The organism is Pseudomonas sp. UBA6753, assembly GCF_002453565.1.
GTDB lineage: Bacteria > Pseudomonadota > Gammaproteobacteria > Pseudomonadales > Pseudomonadaceae > Aquipseudomonas > Aquipseudomonas putida_Z.
In genome coordinates this window covers 1-20,256 of record NZ_DKHD01000024.1, presented here as the reverse complement: position 1 = coordinate 20,256, position 20,256 = coordinate 1, and the positions used below count along the sequence as shown (strand labels likewise).

The following is a 20,256-nucleotide window of genomic DNA, read 5'->3' as shown; positions in this document are numbered from 1 at the left end:
AGGCGCGGATGCTAGGGCTGGCAGATACGGCCCGTATTGATTTGCATCAAGGGAATGGCGGCACTTTTGCCAAGGTGCGGCGCACTAATAACGCATAAGCCATGCGAGGACCCGCGATGAACCAGACCGCCCTGCAGAACAAAGCCCTGGCAGTACTGCTGGCGCTGGTGACCATTGCCTTCATCTGGATCCTGCTGCCGTACTACGGTGCGATCTTCTGGGCGGTGATACTCGGCATCCTGTTCGCCCCGCTGCAGCGCCACCTGCTGCTGCGTTTCGGCCGAAGGCGCAATCTGGCTGCGGCGGCCACCTTGCTGGTGTGCCTGCTGGTGGCGATCCTGCCGGTGATCATCACCAGCGCGCTGCTGGTGCAGGAGGGAGCCGCCCTGTACCAGCGCATCGAGCACGGGGAGCTGGATATTGCCGGTTATGTCGAGCGCGGCAAGGACATGCTTCCGGCGTTTGCCCAGCAGGGCCTGGACAGCATGGGCATGGGCAACCTCGACGGGCTACGCGACAAGATCAGCAAGTGGGCCACCCAGGGCAGCCAGGTGCTGGCCAGCCAGGCGTTCAACTTTGGGCAGGGCACGTTCGAGTTCGTGATCAGCTTCGGCATCATGATGTACCTGTTGTTCTTCTTCCTGCGCGAAGGCGCGGAAGTCGCCCGCCAAGTGCGTCTGGCAGTGCCGCTGCCCGAACACCAGAAGCGCCGTTTGCAGCTGAAGTTCAACCGTGTGGTGCGGGCGACGGTAAAAGGCAACGTGCTGGTGGCCATTACCCAGGGCGCGCTGGGCGGTTTCATCTTCTGGGTGCTGGATATCCCGAGTGCGCTGGTGTGGGCGGTGCTGATGGCGTTTCTGTCGCTGCTGCCGGCTGTGGGGGCGGGGATCGTGTGGGCGCCGGTGGCGGCGTATTTCCTGCTGACCGGTGCGATTTTGTCGGGGGTGATCCTGACCGCGTTCGGCGTGCTGGTGATCGGCCTGGTGGACAACTTGTTGCGGCCGATCCTGGTGGGCAAGGACACGCGCATGCCGGACTACCTGATTCTGGTGTCGACGCTGGGCGGGCTGGCGGTGTTCGGGCTCAACGGCTTCGTGATCGGGCCATTGATCGCGGCGCTGTTCGTGTCGAGCTGGGCGATCTTCGCGGCAACCAAACCCCGGGTGCAGTTGCCGGAGTAAGGTTTTGACAGGGCTGCTTTGCAGCCCATCGCCGGCAAGCCAGCTCCCACAGGTACAGCGTTGCTCTCAAGATTGTCGCTGGACCTGTGGGAGCTGGCTTGCCTGCGATGGGCCGCAACGCGGCCCCCATGGCCGGGTCAGGATGTTTGCGGCATCTCACCCTTGGCCAGGCGCCGGTTGATGTCGGCGATCACTTCGGGCAGTTCGTTGATGGTGTCGATCAGGTAGTGCGGGCGGGAACCGGCGAACAGAGCGTGGATGCGCTGGCGCTCGCTTTCCAGCTTCTCGGCGCTCAGCGTGCGGTAGCCTTCCCAGGTCAGCCCCAGGGCATTGCCCGAGCACACCAGGGCCACGGTCCACATGCCGGCACGGCGGCCTTCGAGAATGCCCGGCACGGTATCGTCAACCTTCACGCACGCCGCCACATCGTCGATACCCAGCGCGATCACGTTGGCCAGGGCCTGGGCCGGCCATGGGCGGCCGTTCGGGGTTTCGTCGGTAGCCACCACATGGTCGGCCACGTAGCCGTTCTGCGCGGCCAGCTCCACCACCTTGTCCATCACCACCTTCGGGTAGCCCGAGCAAGAGCCGATCTTCAGACCGTCCTGGCGCAGCCCGGTGAGGGTGTCCAGGGCGCCGGGGATCAGCGCCGAGTGCACGGCGATCTTCTCGATCTGCAGTGGCATGAAGCGGTTGTAGATGGCGGTGACATCATCGTCGGTCGGGGTACGGCCGAACACCTTGCGGTAGCGCTCGGCAATTTCCGGCACATCGCACAGGGTACGGATGTGGTCCCACTTGCCCATGCCCATCGGGCCGCGGGCTTCTTCGATGGACACCTGCACATCGAATTCGGCAAAGGCTTCGACAAAGATCTGGGTCGGGGCGAAGGAGCCGAAGTCGACCACGGTGCCGGCCCAGTCAAGGATGGCGGCTTGCAGCTGGGTAGGGTTGCTGTAGTTCATGTGCGCTTGTTCCTGAAATTGGGTGGGCAAAGGGTCAGATGTCCAGCACTTCCATTTCCCGCAGCACCTCGGCCACGGCATTCACGGCGGCCTGCATGCCATCCGCTCCGACCACGCCGATGCAGCCGACACGGAAGGTTTCCACCTGGGTCAGCTTGCCCGGGTAGAGGATGAAGCCCTTGGCCTTGACCCGCTCGTAGAAGTCCTTGAACTGGTAGCGGGGATCGTTCGGTGCGTGGAAGGTGACAATGATCGGCGCCTGGATCTCGGCAGGCAGGAAGCTGCGCAGGCCGATGGCGGCCATGCCGTCGAGCAAGGTCTTGCAGTTGTCGGCGTAGCGCTGGTGGCGCGCTGGCAGGCCACCTTCCTCGTTGTATTGCTGCAGCGCTTCGTGCAGGGCAGCGACCACGTGGGTCGGCGGGGTGAAGCGCCATTGGCCGGTCTTGGCCATGTAGGTGTGCTGGTCGTGCAGGTCCATGGCCAGCGAGTGGGCGTTGCCTTCGGCAGCGGCCAGGGCGGTTTTCTCGGCGAACACGAAGCCCATGCCGGGTACGCCTTCCAGGCATTTGCCGGAGGCGGCGATCAGTGCCTCGAAGGGGATGGCGCGGGCATCGATCGGCAGTGCGCCGAACGAGCTCATGGCGTCGATGATCAGGCGCTTGCCGTGGCCTTTGATCACCTGGGCGATCTCGGGCAGCGGGTTGAGGATGCCGGTACTTGTTTCGCAGTGGATCAGCGCGACGTGGGTGATGGCCGGGTCGGCGGCCAGCAGGCGGTCGACGTCGGCGGCGGTGGTCGGCTGGTCTTCGGCGGTTTCGGAGGTGCTGTAGGCACGGCCCAGCACTTTGCAGATCTTCGCCAGGCGCTGGCCATAGGCGCCATTGATCAGCACCAGGACCTTGCCGTCACGCGGCACCAGGGTGCCGATGGCCGCTTCCACGGCGAAGGTGCCGCTGCCTTGCAGGGGTACGCAGTGGTGGCTGGCGCTGCCGTCGATGATGGCCAGCAGTTGCTCGCAGACACTGGCAGTCAGTTGGTTGAAGTCGCGGTCCCAGGAGCCCCAGTCCACCAGCATGGCTTGGCGGGTGCGGATTGATGTGGTCAGGGGACCGGGGGTCAGCAGAATCGGGGCGTTGCTCATTCCGTTATTCCTCACAAGCGGTGGGCTGAAACTACGGGGCCTAGGTTGCAATTGGCGCTGTCATCAATCAAATTGTTTGTTGTTATCCGAGCTATAAGTCAGGCCGATAAATATGAACCTGTTCCAGTTGCGTGCCTTCGATGCCGTGGCCCGTGAGGGCAGCTTCACCCGTGCCGCCGCACGCCTGTTCATCAGCCAGCCGGCGGTGACCGGGCACGTGAAGGCGCTGGAGGAGCACTACCAGATCACCTTGCTGCGGCGTACTGCGCGGCGGGTGGAGTTGACCGAAGAGGGCACCCGCCTGGCGGCCATCACCCGCGCCATGTTCGGCCTGGCCGAAGAGGCGCAGGCCATGCTCGAGGCCAACCGGCAATTGCTGACCGGGCGCCTGGAGGTGGCGGCCGATGGCCCGCACCGGGTCATGCCGATGCTGGCGCTGCTGCGCGAGCGCTACCCGGGCATTACCGTCAACCTGCGCCTGGGCAATGCCCAGGAAACCCTGGCGGCATTGCTCAGCGAACATGCCGACGTAGCTGTGCTGACCGAGATCGAGCCGCGCAAAGGCCTGCATTTGCAGAACCTGTGCGAGTCGCGGTTGTGCGCCTTGCTGCCGGCGGGGCATGCCTGGGCCAGCGGCGAGGGTGATTTGCCGCTGGCTGAGCTGCACCAGCAGATCATGGTGTTGCGCGAACCCAGCTCCACCACCCGGCGCACCTTCGACAAGGCCTGCAGCAAGGCCGCCGTGCAACCTCGGGTGCTGCTGGAGCTGGATAGCCGCGAGGCGGTGACCGAAGCGGTGGCCTCGGAGCTGGGCATTGGCGTGGTGTCGTCCACCGAAGTCGCCAATGACCCGCGGGTAGTGGCGCGCCCGCTGGCCGGTGACGGCTTGGTCAACCAGCACCTGATCGGCTGCCTGGAGCGCCGCCGTGAGCTGCGCCTGATCCAGGCGTTCCTCGGCCTGGCGGCGGGGCTGTGATGGCTGTTTTCAACGGGGCGGCCTAAGATGGCCGGCATTGAGCCGACAGGACCGTCGATGAGCGAGAAAGACACCATTTCCATGCAGCTGGTGCGCGAAGCGCTGTTGCAGACTTGCCCCGCCGGCGAGCCCGATACCGGCTTGCTGGCCCGGGCGGGTATCGCCGTCGAACAACTGCACCTGCCAGCGGCACGGGTCAGTGCCGAGTCCTATGCCCGGCTCTGGCGTCTGCTGGCGCGGCGCTGCAACGATGAGTTCTTCGCCATGGACCCGCGCGGCCTGCGCAGCGGCAGCCTGGCGTTCATGTGCCGTGCCAGCATGGGCCAGCCAACCCTGGGCGCCGGCCTGGAAACCGCGCTGGCGTTCCTGTCACTGATGCTTGAAGACCTGCAGCCAAGCCTGGTGCGCCAGCAAGGCCTGGCCGAAATCGTCATCAACGAACCGCGTGACACTCCGCGCCGCGCTTTCACCTATTTCACCTTCTGGATGATCGTGCACGGTGTGACCTGCTGGTTGGCCGGGCGGCGTATCCCGATCCTGGCCATCGATCTGCGCTGTGTCGAGCCGCCGTTCTGCGATGACTACCGGGTGATGTTTTCGGAAAACCTGCAGTTCGAGCGCCCGCGCACGCGCATGATCATCGCTGCCGAATGCCTCGAGCTGCCGCTGCGGCGCAGCGAAGAAGAACTGCAGCGCTTTCTGGCCGAGGCGCCGGGCAACATCCTGGTCAAGTACCGTGACCCGGCCAGCCTCGGGCGGCGCATTCGCACCGACCTGTTGCGCCTGGACCCGGGGCAGTGGCCCGATGGCGACAGCCTGGCGCGCCAGTTGTGCCTGTCGCCTTCTACCCTGCGCCGGCGGTTGGCCGAAGAGGGGCAGAACTACCAAGGGTTGAAGGACAGCGTGCGTCGTGAGCTTGCAATTGCCTGGCTGAGCCAGGAAGACGCGGCCATGGGCGAAATCGCCGATCGCCTGGGCTTTGCCGACAGCAGTTCGTTCTACAAGGCATTTCGCAAGTGGTTCGGCTGCAACCCTGGGCATTACCGTGCGCTGATCCTCAAGCGCGGCAGTGGCAGCTAGGGAACCACGCCTTCCCGCTGCCGGCTGGCGCCGCTGACAAGCATCGTGACAAGTCGATCACTGACCAGGAAATCGACGATGTCTCAACCTGCCTTGCACCCCAAGTTGCTTCACCCCGCCGAAGATTTCATCGCGCAAAGCTTGCCCGCCTGGTTGAAGGCGGCCAAGCCCAAGCAGCTTGCGAGGCTGCAATTGCGTTTCAACGCCTATCTGGCGAGCCAGCGGCAGATGGCAGGGTTCGCCGACCGCCTGCAGCCTCTGGACCGTTTCGCCAAGCAACTGTTCGAGCCTGCCTTGCGCCAGGACAGCCAGCTGAAGCTGCAGGTCGACCTGGACAAACTGGTGTGGCGCGAAACACGCGCACGGCTGGATGTGAGAACCGGCTTGATCCCTGATTATCAACCGTACTTCGTGCGCATGCCGGCCTTGCAAAAGCTGTTGCAGAACTTCAAGGCCAGCGAGTCCTTCTTCCTCGGCACCGCCTTGACCCTTCCGGGAGCCCATCAGGACGAGCAGGTGGTGAGCGAAGACATCGAGCGGATTGTCAGCCTGTGCCGCCAGGTGGATGTCGGCAGCGCCTACCAGCGGCACCTGGCGCAGGTATTGACCCCTGACTTTGAAAAAGCCCTGACCACCGACCGGCGCCTGGAACTGGCCGTGGCGGTCGAGATCGCGGCCATCAAGCAGCAGCTGGATCCGGAAGACCTGCTGGTGCTGCGTATCGCGTGCAAGGTTGAACCCGCCGTGATCAAGGGGCCGGTGCAGCTGGAGATCGGTGCACTGCAGGTCCTTGGCTGCCGGGTGGATGGCGCGCTGGCCGTTGAGTTGATCGAGCAGCCCCGCCACCAGTCCACGTTTCCCTTCGGGGTGCCTGGGCGCTTGAAAAGAGTGATCCTGTATACCCCTGACGATCAGGCGCAACCCCTGCGCGCGTTCACCAACTGGGATGAGGCGAACCGCGTCCTGGCCACGGCGATGGGCAACCAGGACTATCGGCAGGCATTCGTGCGGCGCATTGCCTTGGGTGATCGCGCCACTTGCGAGCAGGCCCTGGCCACCCGCTTGCAGGATGCACAACCTGACCTGGAACCCCGCAGGGTGTTGGAAGCGGGGGACGGTTTTGCGTCGATGGCCGCCTGGCACATGCAGCGAATCAAAGCCGATGCACGTTTCCTTGCGGTGCCCACCGCCCAGGCCGATGACGCGGCTGCGGAGCAGCGCCTGGACGAGCTCAAAGGCGCTGGCCTGGTCTTGCTCAACCTGGCGGGCTTGTTCGTGCCGGTCATCGGGGCTTTGCTGGTGGCGGACCTGGCCAGGCAACTGTTGACCGAAACTTTCGAGGGCGTGCGTGACTGGCAGCTGGGCCATCAGCATGAGGCCTTGATGCATATGCTTCAGGTGGCCTTCAGCGTGGCAACCACCGGTGCGGTGGTTGTCGGTGCCCACCTGGCCCGCAGCGCATTCGTCGAAACCCTGGAGCCGGTCATCACCGAAGATGGCCGGCAACGGCTGTGGCGCAATGAGCTGGCGCCTTACCAGGACACTACTCCACCCGTTCAGCTGACGGAGCTCGACAACGGTTTGCTCGCCGAGGGTGAGCGCCATTGGTGGCGGTCGAATGGTGCCTTGTATCGGGTAAGGCAAACCGCCAATGGCGCTTGGCGCTTGCTGCATGCCGAAGGTGACACGGCGTTCGGGCCGGTGCTGGAACGTTGCTCTGCGCGTGGCTGGCGGCTGGCTTACGAGCGGCCACTGGAATGGCAGGGCGCCGCACTGTTGCTCGGGCGGCTTTGGCCGGCGGCGACCGCGATGGACGCCGTGCGGGTGGAACAGGTGCTGAAGGTCGCGGATGTCGACGAGGCCTACCTGCGTGGCCTGCTGGTGGAACGGCGCGGGTTGCCGGTGCAGCTGCGCGATACCTTGCAGCGCTTTGCCGTGGACGCACGCGCGCAGGCCTTTTTCAGCCGGCTGGAAGCGGGGGAGGCTGATACCGCTACCGAGCTGTGGCAATGGTGCATCGAACGGTTGCAACTGCAGGGTGAAACCGTCGAAGAACAGGTGCTGTCGATCCGTGACGCGGCAAGCGAGTTGCGTGAGGCGATGCTCGAGCATTTCTCCAGGCTTTACCTGGCCGACGACCCGCTGCTGGGCTTGATCCAGCGCGACTTCCCGACGCTGCCAGACGCCTATGCCCTCGATGTGCTCGAGCAGGCCACCGAGGCTGTGCGCTTGCGCATGCAGGCAGAGTCTCGCCTGCCGCTGGCGTTGGCTGAACAGGCGCGGGTGGCCCTGCAGCTGGCGCGCCTGACCCGCATGCGCGAAGCGTTGTACCTGCAGGGCAGTTATCGGCCGGAAGTGGTGGCGCTGGTCTTTGCCCTGCTGCGTCGGCATGGCCCCGGCGCTGCCGGGTTCAACCTGGTATTGCGCCGTGACCCGTATGCCGGGGCAGCGATGGAGCGGCTGTTCGCCGAGACCGACCTTGAGCAGGCCGTGGTGCTGGTCAGGCGGGAGGGGCACTTCCAGCTCTACAACGACAGAGGCTTGCCGGATGAGCCCGAGGTCGCCGCCCCCGAGGGGCTGTTCGAGGTGCTGGCCGCTTGCCTGCCGGTGGAATACCGGGTGCGACAGGGGTGGAATGGCGCCGATGCGCCGACCAGAATCCGCGAGCAGATGCAGGCCTGGCTTCCCGGTGACCGGCAGGCCCTGCTGCGCCTGCTCGGTTGGCGGGAGGCAAGGCCCATGGCATCGCCCATGCAGCGTTTGGCCGATGGCCGAGCGGGCTATCCATTAGGCGGCTGCCAGTCGTGCATCGGCTCGCCGGAGCGCGTGGTGCGGCAGCGGGTGCGCGCGTTGTATCCCGGTATCGGGGATGCCGGCGTCGATCGCTATGTCCAGAGCCTGTTGGACATGCGCGGGGGCCTGTTCGAGAACCTGCTGCGCGTCGAGCAGGAATACCGCCGCCTGGATGACAGCTTGCTGGCCTGGGTTGAAGAGGTAGCAGGCAGCGCCAGCCGTGCACGCCGACGCGTCGCAGATTCGTTGCGGCGTGCCTGGCAGATGCGCAGCGACCGCGCCGCCGGGGCTATCGGCAACGATGCAATGCTCAGCCTGAGCATCGTCGCCGTACCGGTGGGCAGCCTGCCCGTGTTGCCGGTCGGGACGGACTTCTCGCACGTTTCGGAATTGACCCTGTCGGCGCTCGGTCTGGATGCCATCCCGTCGGGGTTCCTCGCCTGCTTCCCCGATCTGCTGTGCCTGGACATGAGTGACAATGCCCTGCGCGCGCTACCTGCGGGGCTGGAGCGGTTGACCGCCTTGCGCCAGTTGCTGATGCCGCGCAACCGTATTCGTGTCTCGGAGCCGCAGGCCAATGTGCTGACCGGCCTGGCGCTCTTGCGTTCGCTGGACCTGAGTGACAACCCGCTCGGCGACATCAGGCTACAGTTCGAGCGGTTGCCCAGCCTGCGGATCCTGCGTTTGAACCGGGTGCAGATGACGGCGCTGCCCCGGGGCCTGGAGTGGTGTGGCCTGTTGGTCTTCGCCGACCTTCGCAACAACCAGATAGCCGAGTTGCCGGCAGCCTTGTTTCAGGCCCCGTTGCAGTTGCGCCGTGCCATGCACCTGGAGGGCAATGCGCTGTCAGTGCAGGATCTCGATCGCCTTTATTCCGTCGAACGCCTGCTGGACACGCCCCGCCCGCAACGGAACGCCCCGGCCCGGGAACAATGGTTGCAGACCTTGGACCCAGCAGCGCGGCAGGAGCAGCAAGAAAAATGGGATGCGCTGAATGCCGAGCCCGGCAGCCTGGCTTTCTTCGAGCTGCTCAGACAACTGACGAGCACGGCCGAATTCAGCAAGGCGCCGGCCGAACTCGGATTCAGGGTATGGGCAATGCTGGATGTCGCCCATGCCGATACCGCCACGCGCATGGCGCTGTTTGACCTGGCAGCGGAGCCCATCACCTGTGTGGACAGCGTTGCCATCGTGTTCAGCCGCCTCGAGGTGCGCATGCATGTCGAGCAGGCCACCCGCGGCGGTGACCCGATCTCGACCCGCTCGGCACGCCTGCAGTTGGCCAAGCGGCTGTTTCGCGTGCACTGGGTAGAGAAAATCGCCCGGCGCGAAATGGACGCCCGCTACCAGGATGGACGCTGGAGCCGGGGAAATCATGATGAAGAGGAGGTGGAGGTCAATCTTGCCTACCTCAGCGGCTTGGCCCAGCGCCTGGACCTGTTGGGCCAACCTCGTCATATGCAGTTTGGCAGGCTGGCCAACGTGTCGCCGCTGCAACTGGAGGAGGCCTTCAAGGAAGTGCTGGAGGTGGAGGCGGGTGAGCAACGGATCGTGTTCATCAGCGAGCGTGATTTCTGGTTGCCGGTACTGCGAGCAGAGCATCCGGACGACTTCGAAACCCTGGAAGCGCAATTCTCCCTGCGGATGGAAACTCTGTACGAGCAAAGGGAGGCCTTGACCAGTGACGAGTACCGGAAACTGGGCGACGCCCTGCGCGATGAACGCGAGCAGGCCCTGGCCAGACTTGCCCAGCGCCTTACGCACGAAGCGTTCATGGTGCCAGAGGCAAAGTGACGGCGCTTCAAGGGCGGCACGCAGTGTGCCGCCCTGCTTCTACCGCAGGGGTTCCCTCTGCGCAAGCGCTGGCAGGTTGCACACCATGCGTGGCTTTCGACAGCCATCCAGGGACCTGCCATGACCCGCGAACCACACGCACCACAGCCCGCCTCTGCGTCTTCCAGCCACTTGCACGACGGTTTCATCGGTGACCGGTTGCCTGCCTGGCTCAAACAGGCCACGCAAAGCCAGATACGCACCTTGCGCGAAAGCCTGGAAGCCCATCATGCCACCCAGGCCCGGTTGCGCGGGATCACCCTGGCGCTGCCGTCACCGCAGCAGTTCGCCGAACGGCAATTCGCCAGTTTGTTGCGCGAGCCGCTGCCGGGCGACGTAGCGTTCTGGCAGCTGGAGTGGCTGGAGGTTTCCCATCGTTTCTCGTCCACGCCCGGCGCAGAGCCGCAATTTCCCACTTACGGGCAACGGCGTGAAAACGGCTTGCTCCGCCTGATGCGCAACTTTGCCGCCAGCAACGATTTCTACCTGGGAACCGGGTTGGTCGCGCCGGGGCAGGAACGGGTACTTTCGCGAGGCACCGATGAACTGGTCGAGGCGTGCCGCAAGCTCGATGCCGGGCGCCTGTACCAGCAGGAGCTGGACCGCACATTCGATGCCGCGGCACAGCGCATCTTGTGTGAAGACAAGCGCTCCGGGCTGCGTCTGGCCGTGGAGGTTGCCGCGCTGAAAGGCGAGATCACCGAGCCGGTCAAGGAGGCATTGCAAGCCCTGGTGGATAAACCCGCGGATCGGCGATCCGCCAGCCTCACGGGCCACCCGGGCCTGCTCGAAGCCCTCGGTTGCCCAGTGGCGGATGGTGTGTGGATTCAACTTCGCGACACGCATGGGCAAACGCAGGGCGGCGTGCTCTACCTGCCCAGCGACCCGGTACAGGCGTTGCGACACTTCGACAGCCATGCCTCGATCAACAGCGCGCTGGTGGCCGAGCTGCGCCATGAACCCTATCGCCAGGCGTTCAGCCAGTTGATCGGCCTGGATCAGCGTGCCGGGTTCATGCACAAGCTGCAGGCCCGCCTGAAGGATGATCAGCCGGACCTGGAACTCGATGGCAGCGTGCCACAGCATGACATTTTCCAGGCGCTGGCTGCACAGCAGACCAACCGGGTGAAGCAGGATGGCCGCCTGTTGCTGGTGGCAACTGCCGATGCCGATGAAGCCGCATCGCGTGAGCGGCATGAGGCGTGGAAGGCCGCCGGTCTCGATGTGCTCAACCTCGCTGGGCTGTTCATTCCGGTGGTGGGCGGCTTGCTGCTCGGGCAACTGGTGGCCCAGACCCTCTCGGAGGTTTTCGAGGGCACGCAGGACTGGTTGCGAGGCCATCAGCACGAGGCGCTGGAGCACATGCTGGGGGTTGCCGAGATACTGGCGGGTACCGCCGCGACGGTGGTGGGCGTCACCTTCGTGCGCAGCGCGTTTGTCGCGGCGCTGGAGCCGGTAAGGCTCGCCAATGGGGCGGGGCGTTTGTGGTCCCGAGATCTGGCAGCCTTTGCCTCGACCCCTGAAACGATCACCTTGGGTGCGGACGGGGCCTATGCCGATGGCGAGCGCCGCTGGATGAAGGCCGACGGGGTCTTCTACGAAGTTCATCGGCCTGACCCCGATGGCCCCTGGCGTCTGCGCCACCCCGGTCGCGAAGAGGCGTACGGCCCGGTCGTGCTGCACAATGGCGAACGCAGCTGGCGCCTGATGCATGATGAGCCGCAGTGTTGGCGCGACCCTGCGAAAATGCTCGATACCCTTTGGCCGCGCGATCAACCTTTCGATGGCCAGCAGGCGCAGCGGATCTTGCGCATGGCCGGCATCGATGAGGACGAACTGCGCGGCCTGCTGGTGGAAAACCGGCGAACGCCTGCCACCTTGCGGGAAACCCTCAGGGCATTCGATGCCGATGCCCGGATCGACACGTTCTTCCGCAACCTGGAACGCGACATTGTCTCCGATGAGGACTTGCAGCTGCTGGCCTGGTGCGAGGCCCGACCGGGCGGCGTAAAAGGGCGTGCCGCAGTGCTGGCGGACCGGCCAAGGTCGAGCGACCTGCTGTTCGCACGGCTGACACGCCTGCCCGAATCGGCGGAGCCTTTGCTCAAGCCGCTGATGGCGCTGGGGCTGCCTGAGCCCTATGCGCGCGATCTGGCTGACCGAGCAAGTCACGAGGCTCGCCAGCTGTTCGTCAGTGGTGGAAAGTTGCCGCAAAGCCTGGCCACCCAGGCCAGGTCGTTGTGCTCGCAGGCGAAGGTGAGCAGGGCGCTGGCAGGGTTTTATCTGCCGAGTGCATATAGCGACGAAACGGGCATGTTGGTGCTGGCATTGCTGAATGTCGAGGCCATTGATGCGTTCAGCCTGGCGTTGAGCAATGCTGCTGCGGATGCCGTGGCGTTGCAACGCATCGGTTCGGTTGGCGATGTGGCCGAGCAGCGGGTGCTGGTGCGTGAGCAAGGGGTCTTTGCCCTGTATGACGGGCAGGGCAGAAAACTCGCGATGCAGCCACCTGCTTCCTCGTGCATCTTCCAGGCTGTGCTGGCCGCGCTCGAATCGCGCAACCTGCTGGGCCGGTTGGGCCTGGCCGAGAACGCCAATGCCGAAGGCTTGCGCGAGAAGCTCATGGCGCACCTGGGTACCCATGAGGAAATAGCCCGCATGCTGGGCTGGGCATCGACAGAGCGCTGGTTCAACCCCGGGCAGCGCCTCGCCGATGGCCGTGTCGGCTACCTGCTCAGTGGGCGCGCATCACCGCCCACCACACCCAGGGAGCAGCTGCGGGCCGGCCTGAGGCAGTTCTTCCCGGGGCTGGGCGATTCGCTGGAAACGCAAGTTGACCGCTGGCTGCTGCAGAATGTGTCGGTCGCCGATGCGCTCCTGGCGCTGCAGGACGATTTTGAGCAGTTGGACCGCGCGCTCAATGGTTGGGTGTCGGCTGCGCTGAGTGACACTTTGCGGGCGCGACGCCAGCTGTTCGCCGACCGATTACGGCGTGCCTGGCAGGCGCTTGGTGACGATGTGGTGGTCGACCGTGACGGCAGGCGCCAGGGGCTGCGCCTGGTGCTGAATGATCTGCCAACGGATTCGTTGCCGGTCATGCCCGCGCCTATCGATTTCTATCACGTCACCACCCTGGTACTGAGCGAGACGTCCATCGGGGTGGTGAACGAGGAGTTTCTGCGGGCATTCACCTACCTGCAGGAGCTGGACCTGAGCCACAACCAGCTGTTGCGCTGCCCGCGCGGGCTTGGCTACCTGACCAACCTGCGCCGGTTGCGCCTGGGGCATAACCGCATTCGCCTGGATGCCCATGCCATCGAAGCACTGAACGGGTTGCCGCTGCTCAGCCACCTCGACCTGAGCTACAACAGCCCGCTGGGGGTGTACGAAATGCGCTTCCATCACCTGCCTCATCTGATCGAGCTGAATTTGCGCCGCTGCGGGCTCAGCGAGTGGCCCAGAGGGCTCGAGCTGTGTGGCTTCCTGCAACGAGCCGACCTGCGTGACAATTTCCTGCGGGGTGTGCCTGACGGCGTGCTGGCCATGCCGCTGGAGTTTCGCCAGCGCATCCTGGTCGATGGCAACCGCCTGAGCATGGCCGATTACGGCAAGCTCTATGCCTTGGAGCCGCTGCTGGAGGACCCAGAGGAAGAGATCGGCCGCGCCTGGTGGGTCGGTTCCGACTCCGCCAGCCAAGGGCGTGGCGAGCTTTGGGACCGGCTGAGCACCCGGGACGAAAATGCCCGCCTGTTCGATCTGCTGGAGCTTCTGCAAGGCCTGGCGGACTTCAGCTGGCCCAGGGCCTATCTGTTGCGCATGTGCTGGAAGTGCCTGTCGATGATGGAGACAGACGCCGAATTCGCTCGCCAGGTGCAACTGGCGGCCGACGATGTGGTAATGGATGACAACGGTGCCATCGAACTGTTCAGCCGACTGCTGCGTCTGCATGCCGAGCGCGACGCGGCAGGCGATGGTGTTCAGATCCATGGTCCGAAGTCGCTGGCGTTGGGGCGCGCCTTGCACCGTCTGGACCGCCTTGACGAGTATGTCGAGGCCGAGCGGCAAAATCTTGAAGGCTTCGCCGAACCGGCAGTACTGGCGACGTTGGCAATGCGCTACAGGGTGCGCTTGCGCACCAGGCTCAGTTTGCCGTTCCAGCCTGCCAGAATGCGCCTCAGGGCCGCCGCCGTAGGGTTGAGCGAGCATCGGCTGCAGGCGGCAGAGGCGGCCGTGGAAAGGGCGAACGTTCTCGTTGATGTAGTCGCAAACCTGTGCACGCGCGCATTCTGGCAGCGCTTTTTGCAACAGCGCTTCGCCCGGCCGTTCAATGACCTTGAGCAACTCGCTGCGGAGCAGCGGGCGGCACTGGCGGTAAGGCGCGATGAACTGGGTGAAGCACAGTATCTGAACCAGGAACAGGCTCTGGATGCGCAGCTGCAGGCCGATCGGCTGGAGTTGCAACTGCAACTGACCGAGCACTACGTGATCAGCCTGGAGCGCGCACCGGGCTGATGGCCACCGGCCAAACCGGTCATCCAGTTTGACAACTTAGGCCATTGCCGCGACGCCAGCGCGGCGCGAACATCGTCGGACCGATGGTTCAACTCCAAAAACAAGAAACCAGGAGTCCGACGATGCGCGATTACACCGAGGCCGCTCGTGCGTTCGACCATGGCCAGGCTGCTGCTGCGGCGCTGCATGGCAACCTCGAAGCCCTCAATGCCTGTGTCGAATGTTGCGACCGCCATGCCGGTGAGGGCAAGACCGCACTGGTCTGGGAAGACCGCGAGGGCAAGAGTGCGCGGTTGAGCTTCGATCAGTTGCAAACACTGGCTGCCCGTTTCGCCAATGTGCTCCAAGCGCAAGGCGTGGGTGCGGGTGATCGGGTCGCCGGGCTGATGCCGCGCACCCCCGAACTGCTGGTCACCATCCTCGCCACCTGGCGCCTCGGGGCGGTGTACCAGCCACTGTTCACCGCGTTCGGCCCCAAGGCGATCGAACATCGCCTGGAGCAGTCCCACGCCCGCGTGGTCGTCACCGACAGCCACAACCGCGCCAAGCTGGACGATGTGCACGCCTGCCCGACCATCATCACCGTCAATGCCCGCAGTGGCGAGCTGGACTTCCAGCAGTGCCTGGACAATGCCGCAGACGAATGCGAGCCGGTCATGCGCTCGGGCAACGACCCGTTCCTGCTGATGTTCACCTCCGGCACCACCGGCCCGGCCAAACCGCTGGAAGTGCCGCTGCGTGCCATCGTCGCGTTCCAGGGCTACATGCGCGATGCCATCGACCTGCGCCCCGAGGACAACTTCTGGAACCTGGCCGACCCGGGCTGGGCCTATGGCCTGTATTACGCGGTCACCGGCCCGCTGTCACTGGGCCATGCCACCACCTTCTACGATGGCCCGTTCAGTGTTGAAAGTTGCGCACGGGTGATCGACAAGCTGGGCATCACCAACCTGGCCGGCTCGCCCACCGCGTACCGCCTGCTGATTGCCGCCGGGGATGACTTCTCGGCACCGATCAAGGGCCGCCTGCGGGTGGTCAGCAGTGCCGGCGAACCGCTCAACCCGGAAGTGATCCGCTGGTTCGCCGACGAACTGGGCGTGACCATCCACGACCACTACGGGCAGACCGAGCTGGGCATGGTGCTGTGCAACCACCATGGCCTGCAGCACCCGGTACACCTCGGCTCGGCCGGCTTTGCCATCCCCGGCCACCGCATTGTGGTGCTGGACGAGCAGGGCAACGAACTGCCCGCCGGCCAGCCGGGCATCCTCGCGGTCGACCGCGAGCAGTCGCCGCTGTGCTGGTTCGCGGGCTACCACGGCCTGCCGACCAAAGCCTTCGTCGGCAAGTACTACCTCAGCGGCGACACCGTCGAGCTGAACCAGGACGGCAGCATCAGCTTCGTCGGCCGCAGCGACGATGTGATCACCACCTCCGGCTACCGGGTCGGCCCGTTCGACGTGGAAAGCGCACTGATCGAGCACCCGGCGGTGATCGAAGCGGCGGTGATCGGCAAACCGGACCCGGAGCGCACCGAGCTGATCAAGGCCTTCGTGGTATTGGCCAGCGGTTACCAGGGCAGCGCCGAGCTTGAAGAGGCTTTGCGCCAGCACGTGCGTCAGCGCCTGTACGCCCATGCCTACCCAAGGGAAATCGAATTCGTCAGCGAGCTGCCCAAGACCCCGAGCGGCAAGCTGCAACGCTTCATCCTGCGCAACCAGGAAGTCGCCAAACAACAAGCGCAACAGGCCACCCCTGCCAGCGCCTGAAAGGAACCGATCATGCAAATAGCCAACAAACACTTCATCGTCAGCGGCGCCGCCTCCGGGCTGGGTGCTGCCACCGCGCAGATGCTGGTCGAGGCCGGCGCCAAGGTCATGCTGGTCGACCTCAATGCCCAGGCCGTCGAAGCCAAGGCCCGCGAACTGGGCGAAAACGCCCGTTTCGCGGTGGCCGACATCAGCGACGAGCAGGCCGCCCAGGCGGCGGTCGATGCGGCCGTCAGCGCCTTTGGCAGCCTGCACGGGCTGGTCAACTGCGCCGGCATCGTCGGTGCCGAGAAAGTGCTGGGCAAGCAGGGCCCGCATGGCCTTGCCAGCTTTGCCAAGGTCATCAACGTCAACCTGATCGGCAGCTTCAACCTGCTGCGCCTGGCCGCCGCGGCCATGGCCGAAGGGGCTGCCGATGAGGGGGGTGAGCGCGGGGTGATCATCAACACCGCCTCCATCGCCGCCTATGACGGCCAGATCGGCCAGGCAGCCTACGCTGCTTCCAAGGGCGCCATCGCCAGCCTGACCCTGCCGACTGCCCGCGAACTGGCGCGCTTCGGCATCCGTGTGATGACCATCGCCCCGGGCATCTTCGAAACGCCGATGATGGCCGGCATGACCGAGGAAGTACGCGCCTCGCTGGCCGCCGGCGTGCCATTCCCACCGCGTCTGGGTCGCCCGCAGGAGTACGCCGCGCTGGCCCGCCACATCATCGAGAACAGCATGCTCAACGGCGAGGTGATCCGCCTCGACGGTGCACTGCGCATGGCTGCCAAGTAAGGAGAGCGAACATGACCCTCGCCAATGACCCGATCGTTATCGTCAGTGCCGTGCGCACGCCCATGGGCGGCCTGCAGGGCGACCTCAAGAGCCTGACCGCGCCGCAGCTGGGCAGCGCCGCCATCCGTGGTGCCGTGGAGCGCGCCGGCATCGATGCTGCCAGTGTCGAGCAGGTGCTGTTCGGCTGCGTGCTGCCGGCTGGCCAGGGCCAGGCACCGGCACGCCAGGCCGCGCTGGGCGCCGGGCTGGACAAGCACACCACCTGCACCACCCTGAACAAGATGTGCGGTTCGGGCATGCAGGCGGCGATCATGGCCCATGACCTGCTGCTGGCCGGCACCGCCGATGTGGTGGTGGCCGGTGGCATGGAAAGCATGACCAACGCACCGTACCTGCTGGACAAAGCCCGGGGCGGCTACCGCATGGGCCACGGCAGGATCATCGACCACATGTTCATGGACGGCCTGGAAGACGCCTACGACAAGGGCCGCCTGATGGGCACCTTTGCCGAAGACTGCGCCCAGGCCAATGCCTTCAGCCGCGAAGCCCAGGACCAGTTCGCCATCGCCTCGCTGACCCGCGCCCAGGACGCTATCAAGAGTGGTCGCTTTGCTGCCGAGATCGTGCCGGTCGAGGTTACCGAGGGCAAGGAGAAGCGCGTCATCAAGGACGACGAACAACCGCCCAAGGCGCGCCTGGACAAGATCCCGCAGCTCAAGCCGGCCTTCCGCGAAGGCGGCACGGTGACCGCCGCCAACTCCAGCTCGATTTCCGACGGTGCTGCGGCGCTGGTGCTGATGCGCCGCTCCGAAGCCGACAAGCGCGGCCTCAAGCCGCTGGCGGTGATCCACGGCCACGCCGCCTTTGCCGACACCCCGGCACTGTTCCCGACCGCGCCGATCGGTGCCATCGACAAGCTGATGAAACGCACCGGCTGGAACCTGGCCGAGGTCGACCTGTTCGAGATCAACGAGGCCTTCGCCGTGGTCACCCTGGCGGCGATGAAGCACCTCGACCTGCCGCACGACAAGGTCAATATCCATGGCGGCGCCTGTGCCCTCGGCCACCCGATCGGCGCTTCCGGCGCGCGCATCCTGGTGACCCTGCTGTCGGCCCTGCGCCAGAACAACCTGCGCCGTGGCGTGGCGGCCATCTGCATCGGCGGTGGCGAGGCCACGGCCATGGCTGTCGAATGCCTGTACTGAGGTGAACCATGCTGGTAACTGACGAGCAACAACAGATCGCCGACGCGGTACGCGCCTTTGCCCAGGAGCGCCTGAAGCCGTTTGCCGAGCAATGGGACAAGGAACACCGCTTCCCCAAGGAGGCCATCGAGGAGATGGCCGAGCTGGGCCTGTTCGGCATGCTGGTGCCGGAGCAGTGGGGCGGCAGCGACACCGGCTACGTGGCCTATGCCATGGCCTTGGAGGAAATCGCCGCCGGTGACGGCGCCTGCTCGACCATCATGAGCGTGCACAACTCGGTGGGCTGTGTGCCGATCCTGCGTTTTGGCAGCGAGCAGCAGAAGGAGCAGTTCCTCACCCCGTTGGCCAGCGGTGCGATGCTCGGCGCCTTCGCCCTGACCGAACCGCAGGCAGGCTCCGACGCCAGCAGCCTGAAGACCCGTGCACGTCTGGACGGCGACCACTACGTGCTCAATGGCAGCAAGCAGTTCATCACCTCCGGGCAGAACGCCGGGGTGGTGATCGTGTTTGCCGTGACCGACCCGGACGCCGGCAAGCGCGGCATCAGTGCCTTCATCGTGCCCACCGATTCGCCGGGCTACCATGTGGCGCGGGTCGAGGACAAGCTCGGCCAGCACGCCTCCGATACCTGCCAGATCGTTTTCGATAATGTGCGTGTGCCGGTAGCCAACCGCCTGGGCGCCGAAGGTGAGGGCTACAAGATCGCCCTGGCCAACCTCGAAGGCGGCCGCATCGGCATCGCCTCGCAGGCGGTGGGCATGGCCCGCGCGGCGTTCGAAGTGGCGCGCGACTACGCCAACGAGCGGCAGAGCTTCGGCAAGGCGCTGATCGAGCACCAGGCGGTGGCCTTCCGCCTGGCCGACATGGCGACGAAGATTGCCGTGGCCCGGCAGATGGTGCTGCACGCCGCCGCGCTGCGCGATGCCGGGCGCCCGGCGCTGGTGGAAGCGTCGATGGCCAAGCTGTTTGCCTCGGAAATGGCCGAAAAGGTCTGTTCGGATGCCTTGCAGACCCTGGGCGGTTATGGCTATCTGAGTGACTTCCCGCTGGAGCGGATCTACCGCGACGTTCGGGTTTGCCAGATCTACGAAGGCACCAGCGACATTCAGCGCATGGTCATTGCGCGCAATCTTTGAAGGAGCAGACTGCATGGCATTCGAAACCATCCTGTTGGACATCCACGGCAAGGTCGGCCTGATCACCCTCAACCGCCCGCAGGCGCTGAACGCGCTGAACGCGCAGATCGTCGGCGAGATCAACCAGGCCCTGGACCAGCTCGAGCGAGATCCGAACATCGGCTGCGTGGTGCTGACCGGTTCCGCCAAGGCCTTTGCCGCTGGTGCCGACATCAAGGAAATGGCCGAGCTGCAATACCCGCAAATCTACGTTGACGACCTGTTCAGCGATTCCGACCGCATTGCCAACCGGCGCAAGCCGATCATTGCCGCGGTGTCCGGTTTTGCCCTGGGCGGCGGCTGCGAGCTGGCGATGATGTGTGACTTCATCCTGGCGGCGGACAATGCCAGGTTCGGCCAGCCGGAAATCAACCTTGGCGTGCTGCCGGGCATGGGCGGCACCCAGCGTCTGACCCGTGCGGTGGGCAAGGCCAAGGCCATGGAACTGTGCCTGACCGGTCGCCTGATGGGGGCTGAGGAAGCTGAGCGTGCTGGCCTGGTGGCGCGTATCGTGCCGCAGGCGGAGCTGGTGGAAGAGGCGCTGAAGGTGGCCGCGACCATTGCCAGCAAGTCGATTCCGGTGAGCATGATGGTCAAGGAGAGCGTCAACCGAGCGTTCGAAGTCACCCTAAGCGAGGGTGTACGCTTCGAGCGGCGGGTGTTCCATGCGGCGTTTGCTACCGAAGACCAGAAAGAGGGGATGGCTGCGTTCATTGCCAAGCGCGAGGCGCAGTTCAAGGACCGCTGATTGGAATCGGCGTTGCCGTCGCCGTTGCCGTTGCCGTTGCCGTTGCTTTTGCTTTTGCTTCTAAGCGCACGGTAGCTCAGGCGCCGCCGATTGCGACT

12 protein-coding genes are annotated in these 20,256 nt (G+C 65.1%); 10 read left to right on the top strand and 2 right to left on the bottom strand.

The window, feature by feature from the left end; genetic code table 11:
- Window positions 1-116: 116 nt before the first annotated feature.
- Window positions 117-1,181, top strand: coding sequence for an AI-2E family transporter (locus B2790_RS09390; RefSeq protein ID WP_013971823.1), 1,065 nt, complete (start codon window positions 117-119; stop codon window positions 1,179-1,181).
- A gap of 137 nt (window positions 1,182-1,318) precedes the next feature.
- Here the strand turns inward: B2790_RS09390 and phnX are convergent, their stop codons facing one another.
- Together phnX and B2790_RS09380 are read right to left on the bottom strand one after the other, a co-directional pair.
- Window positions 1,319-2,146 carry a phosphonoacetaldehyde hydrolase gene (gene phnX / locus B2790_RS09385; RefSeq protein ID WP_286918691.1) on the bottom strand — a complete coding sequence of 276 codons (828 nt, stop codon included), beginning with the start codon at window positions 2,144-2,146 and terminating at the stop codon, window positions 1,319-1,321.
- A gap of 34 nt (window positions 2,147-2,180) precedes the next feature.
- Window positions 2,181-3,287, bottom strand: a complete 1,107-nt coding sequence (locus B2790_RS09380) for a 2-aminoethylphosphonate--pyruvate transaminase (RefSeq protein WP_286918690.1) — start codon at window positions 3,285-3,287, stop codon at window positions 2,181-2,183.
- Window positions 3,288-3,399: 112 nt separating this feature from the next.
- Between B2790_RS09380 and B2790_RS09375 the strand changes: the two genes are divergently transcribed.
- From B2790_RS09375 to B2790_RS09335, 9 genes are all read left to right on the top strand, one after another.
- Window positions 3,400-4,263, top strand: coding sequence for a LysR substrate-binding domain-containing protein (locus B2790_RS09375; protein ID WP_015269648.1), 864 nt, complete (start codon window positions 3,400-3,402; stop codon window positions 4,261-4,263).
- A gap of 57 nt (window positions 4,264-4,320) precedes the next feature.
- Window positions 4,321-5,343, top strand: a complete 1,023-nt coding sequence (locus B2790_RS09370) for an AraC family transcriptional regulator (protein WP_286918689.1) — start codon at window positions 4,321-4,323, stop codon at window positions 5,341-5,343.
- Between the two features lie 78 nt (window positions 5,344-5,421).
- Window positions 5,422-9,930: an NEL-type E3 ubiquitin ligase domain-containing protein gene (locus B2790_RS09365; protein WP_286918688.1), complete on the top strand. Its 4,509-nt coding sequence runs from the start codon at window positions 5,422-5,424 to the stop codon at window positions 9,928-9,930.
- A gap of 120 nt (window positions 9,931-10,050) precedes the next feature.
- Window positions 10,051-14,481: a dermonecrotic toxin domain-containing protein gene (locus tag B2790_RS09360; RefSeq protein ID WP_286918687.1), complete on the top strand. Its 4,431-nt coding sequence runs from the start codon at window positions 10,051-10,053 to the stop codon at window positions 14,479-14,481.
- A 122-nt stretch (window positions 14,482-14,603) separates the two neighbouring features.
- Window positions 14,604-16,250: an acyl-CoA synthetase gene (locus B2790_RS09355; RefSeq protein WP_137163433.1), complete on the top strand. Its 1,647-nt coding sequence runs from the start codon at window positions 14,604-14,606 to the stop codon at window positions 16,248-16,250.
- 12 nt (window positions 16,251-16,262) lie between these two features.
- Entirely contained in the window at window positions 16,263-17,030 is a 768-nt protein-coding gene (locus B2790_RS09350; RefSeq protein ID WP_013971831.1) for an SDR family NAD(P)-dependent oxidoreductase, read from the top strand.
- An 11-nt stretch (window positions 17,031-17,041) separates the two neighbouring features.
- Entirely contained in the window at window positions 17,042-18,235 is a 1,194-nt protein-coding gene (locus tag B2790_RS09345) for an acetyl-CoA C-acyltransferase (RefSeq protein ID WP_024086601.1), read from the top strand.
- 8 nt (window positions 18,236-18,243) lie between these two features.
- Window positions 18,244-19,371 carry an acyl-CoA dehydrogenase gene (locus B2790_RS09340; RefSeq protein WP_274079638.1) on the top strand — a complete coding sequence of 376 codons (1,128 nt, stop codon included), beginning with the start codon at window positions 18,244-18,246 and terminating at the stop codon, window positions 19,369-19,371.
- Between the two features lie 13 nt (window positions 19,372-19,384).
- Complete coding sequence (locus tag B2790_RS09335; protein ID WP_013971834.1) at window positions 19,385-20,158, top strand: enoyl-CoA hydratase; 774 nt, start codon at window positions 19,385-19,387, stop codon at window positions 20,156-20,158.
- Window positions 20,159-20,256: the final 98 nt, after the last annotated feature.

Bases quoted from the DNA above. Each gene is read 5' to 3' on its own strand.
- B2790_RS09380 (WP_286918690.1), bottom strand. From the start codon at position 3,287: ATGAGCAACGCCCCGATTCTGCTGACCCCCGGTCCCCTGACCACATCA.
- B2790_RS09345 (WP_024086601.1), top strand. From the start codon at position 17,042: ATGACCCTCGCCAATGACCCGATCGTTATCGTCAGTGCCGTGCGCACG.
- B2790_RS09365 (WP_286918688.1), top strand. From the start codon at position 5,422: ATGTCTCAACCTGCCTTGCACCCCAAGTTGCTTCACCCCGCCGAAGAT.
- B2790_RS09335 (WP_013971834.1), top strand. From the start codon at position 19,385: ATGGCATTCGAAACCATCCTGTTGGACATCCACGGCAAGGTCGGCCTG.
- B2790_RS09370 (WP_286918689.1), top strand. From the start codon at position 4,321: ATGAGCGAGAAAGACACCATTTCCATGCAGCTGGTGCGCGAAGCGCTG.
- phnX (WP_286918691.1), bottom strand. From the start codon at position 2,146: ATGAACTACAGCAACCCTACCCAGCTGCAAGCCGCCATCCTTGACTGG.
- B2790_RS09355 (WP_137163433.1), top strand. From the start codon at position 14,604: ATGCGCGATTACACCGAGGCCGCTCGTGCGTTCGACCATGGCCAGGCT.
- B2790_RS09350 (WP_013971831.1), top strand. From the start codon at position 16,263: ATGCAAATAGCCAACAAACACTTCATCGTCAGCGGCGCCGCCTCCGGG.
- B2790_RS09390 (WP_013971823.1), top strand. From the start codon at position 117: ATGAACCAGACCGCCCTGCAGAACAAAGCCCTGGCAGTACTGCTGGCG.
- B2790_RS09340 (WP_274079638.1), top strand. From the start codon at position 18,244: ATGCTGGTAACTGACGAGCAACAACAGATCGCCGACGCGGTACGCGCC.
- B2790_RS09375 (WP_015269648.1), top strand. From the start codon at position 3,400: ATGAACCTGTTCCAGTTGCGTGCCTTCGATGCCGTGGCCCGTGAGGGC.
- B2790_RS09360 (WP_286918687.1), top strand. From the start codon at position 10,051: ATGACCCGCGAACCACACGCACCACAGCCCGCCTCTGCGTCTTCCAGC.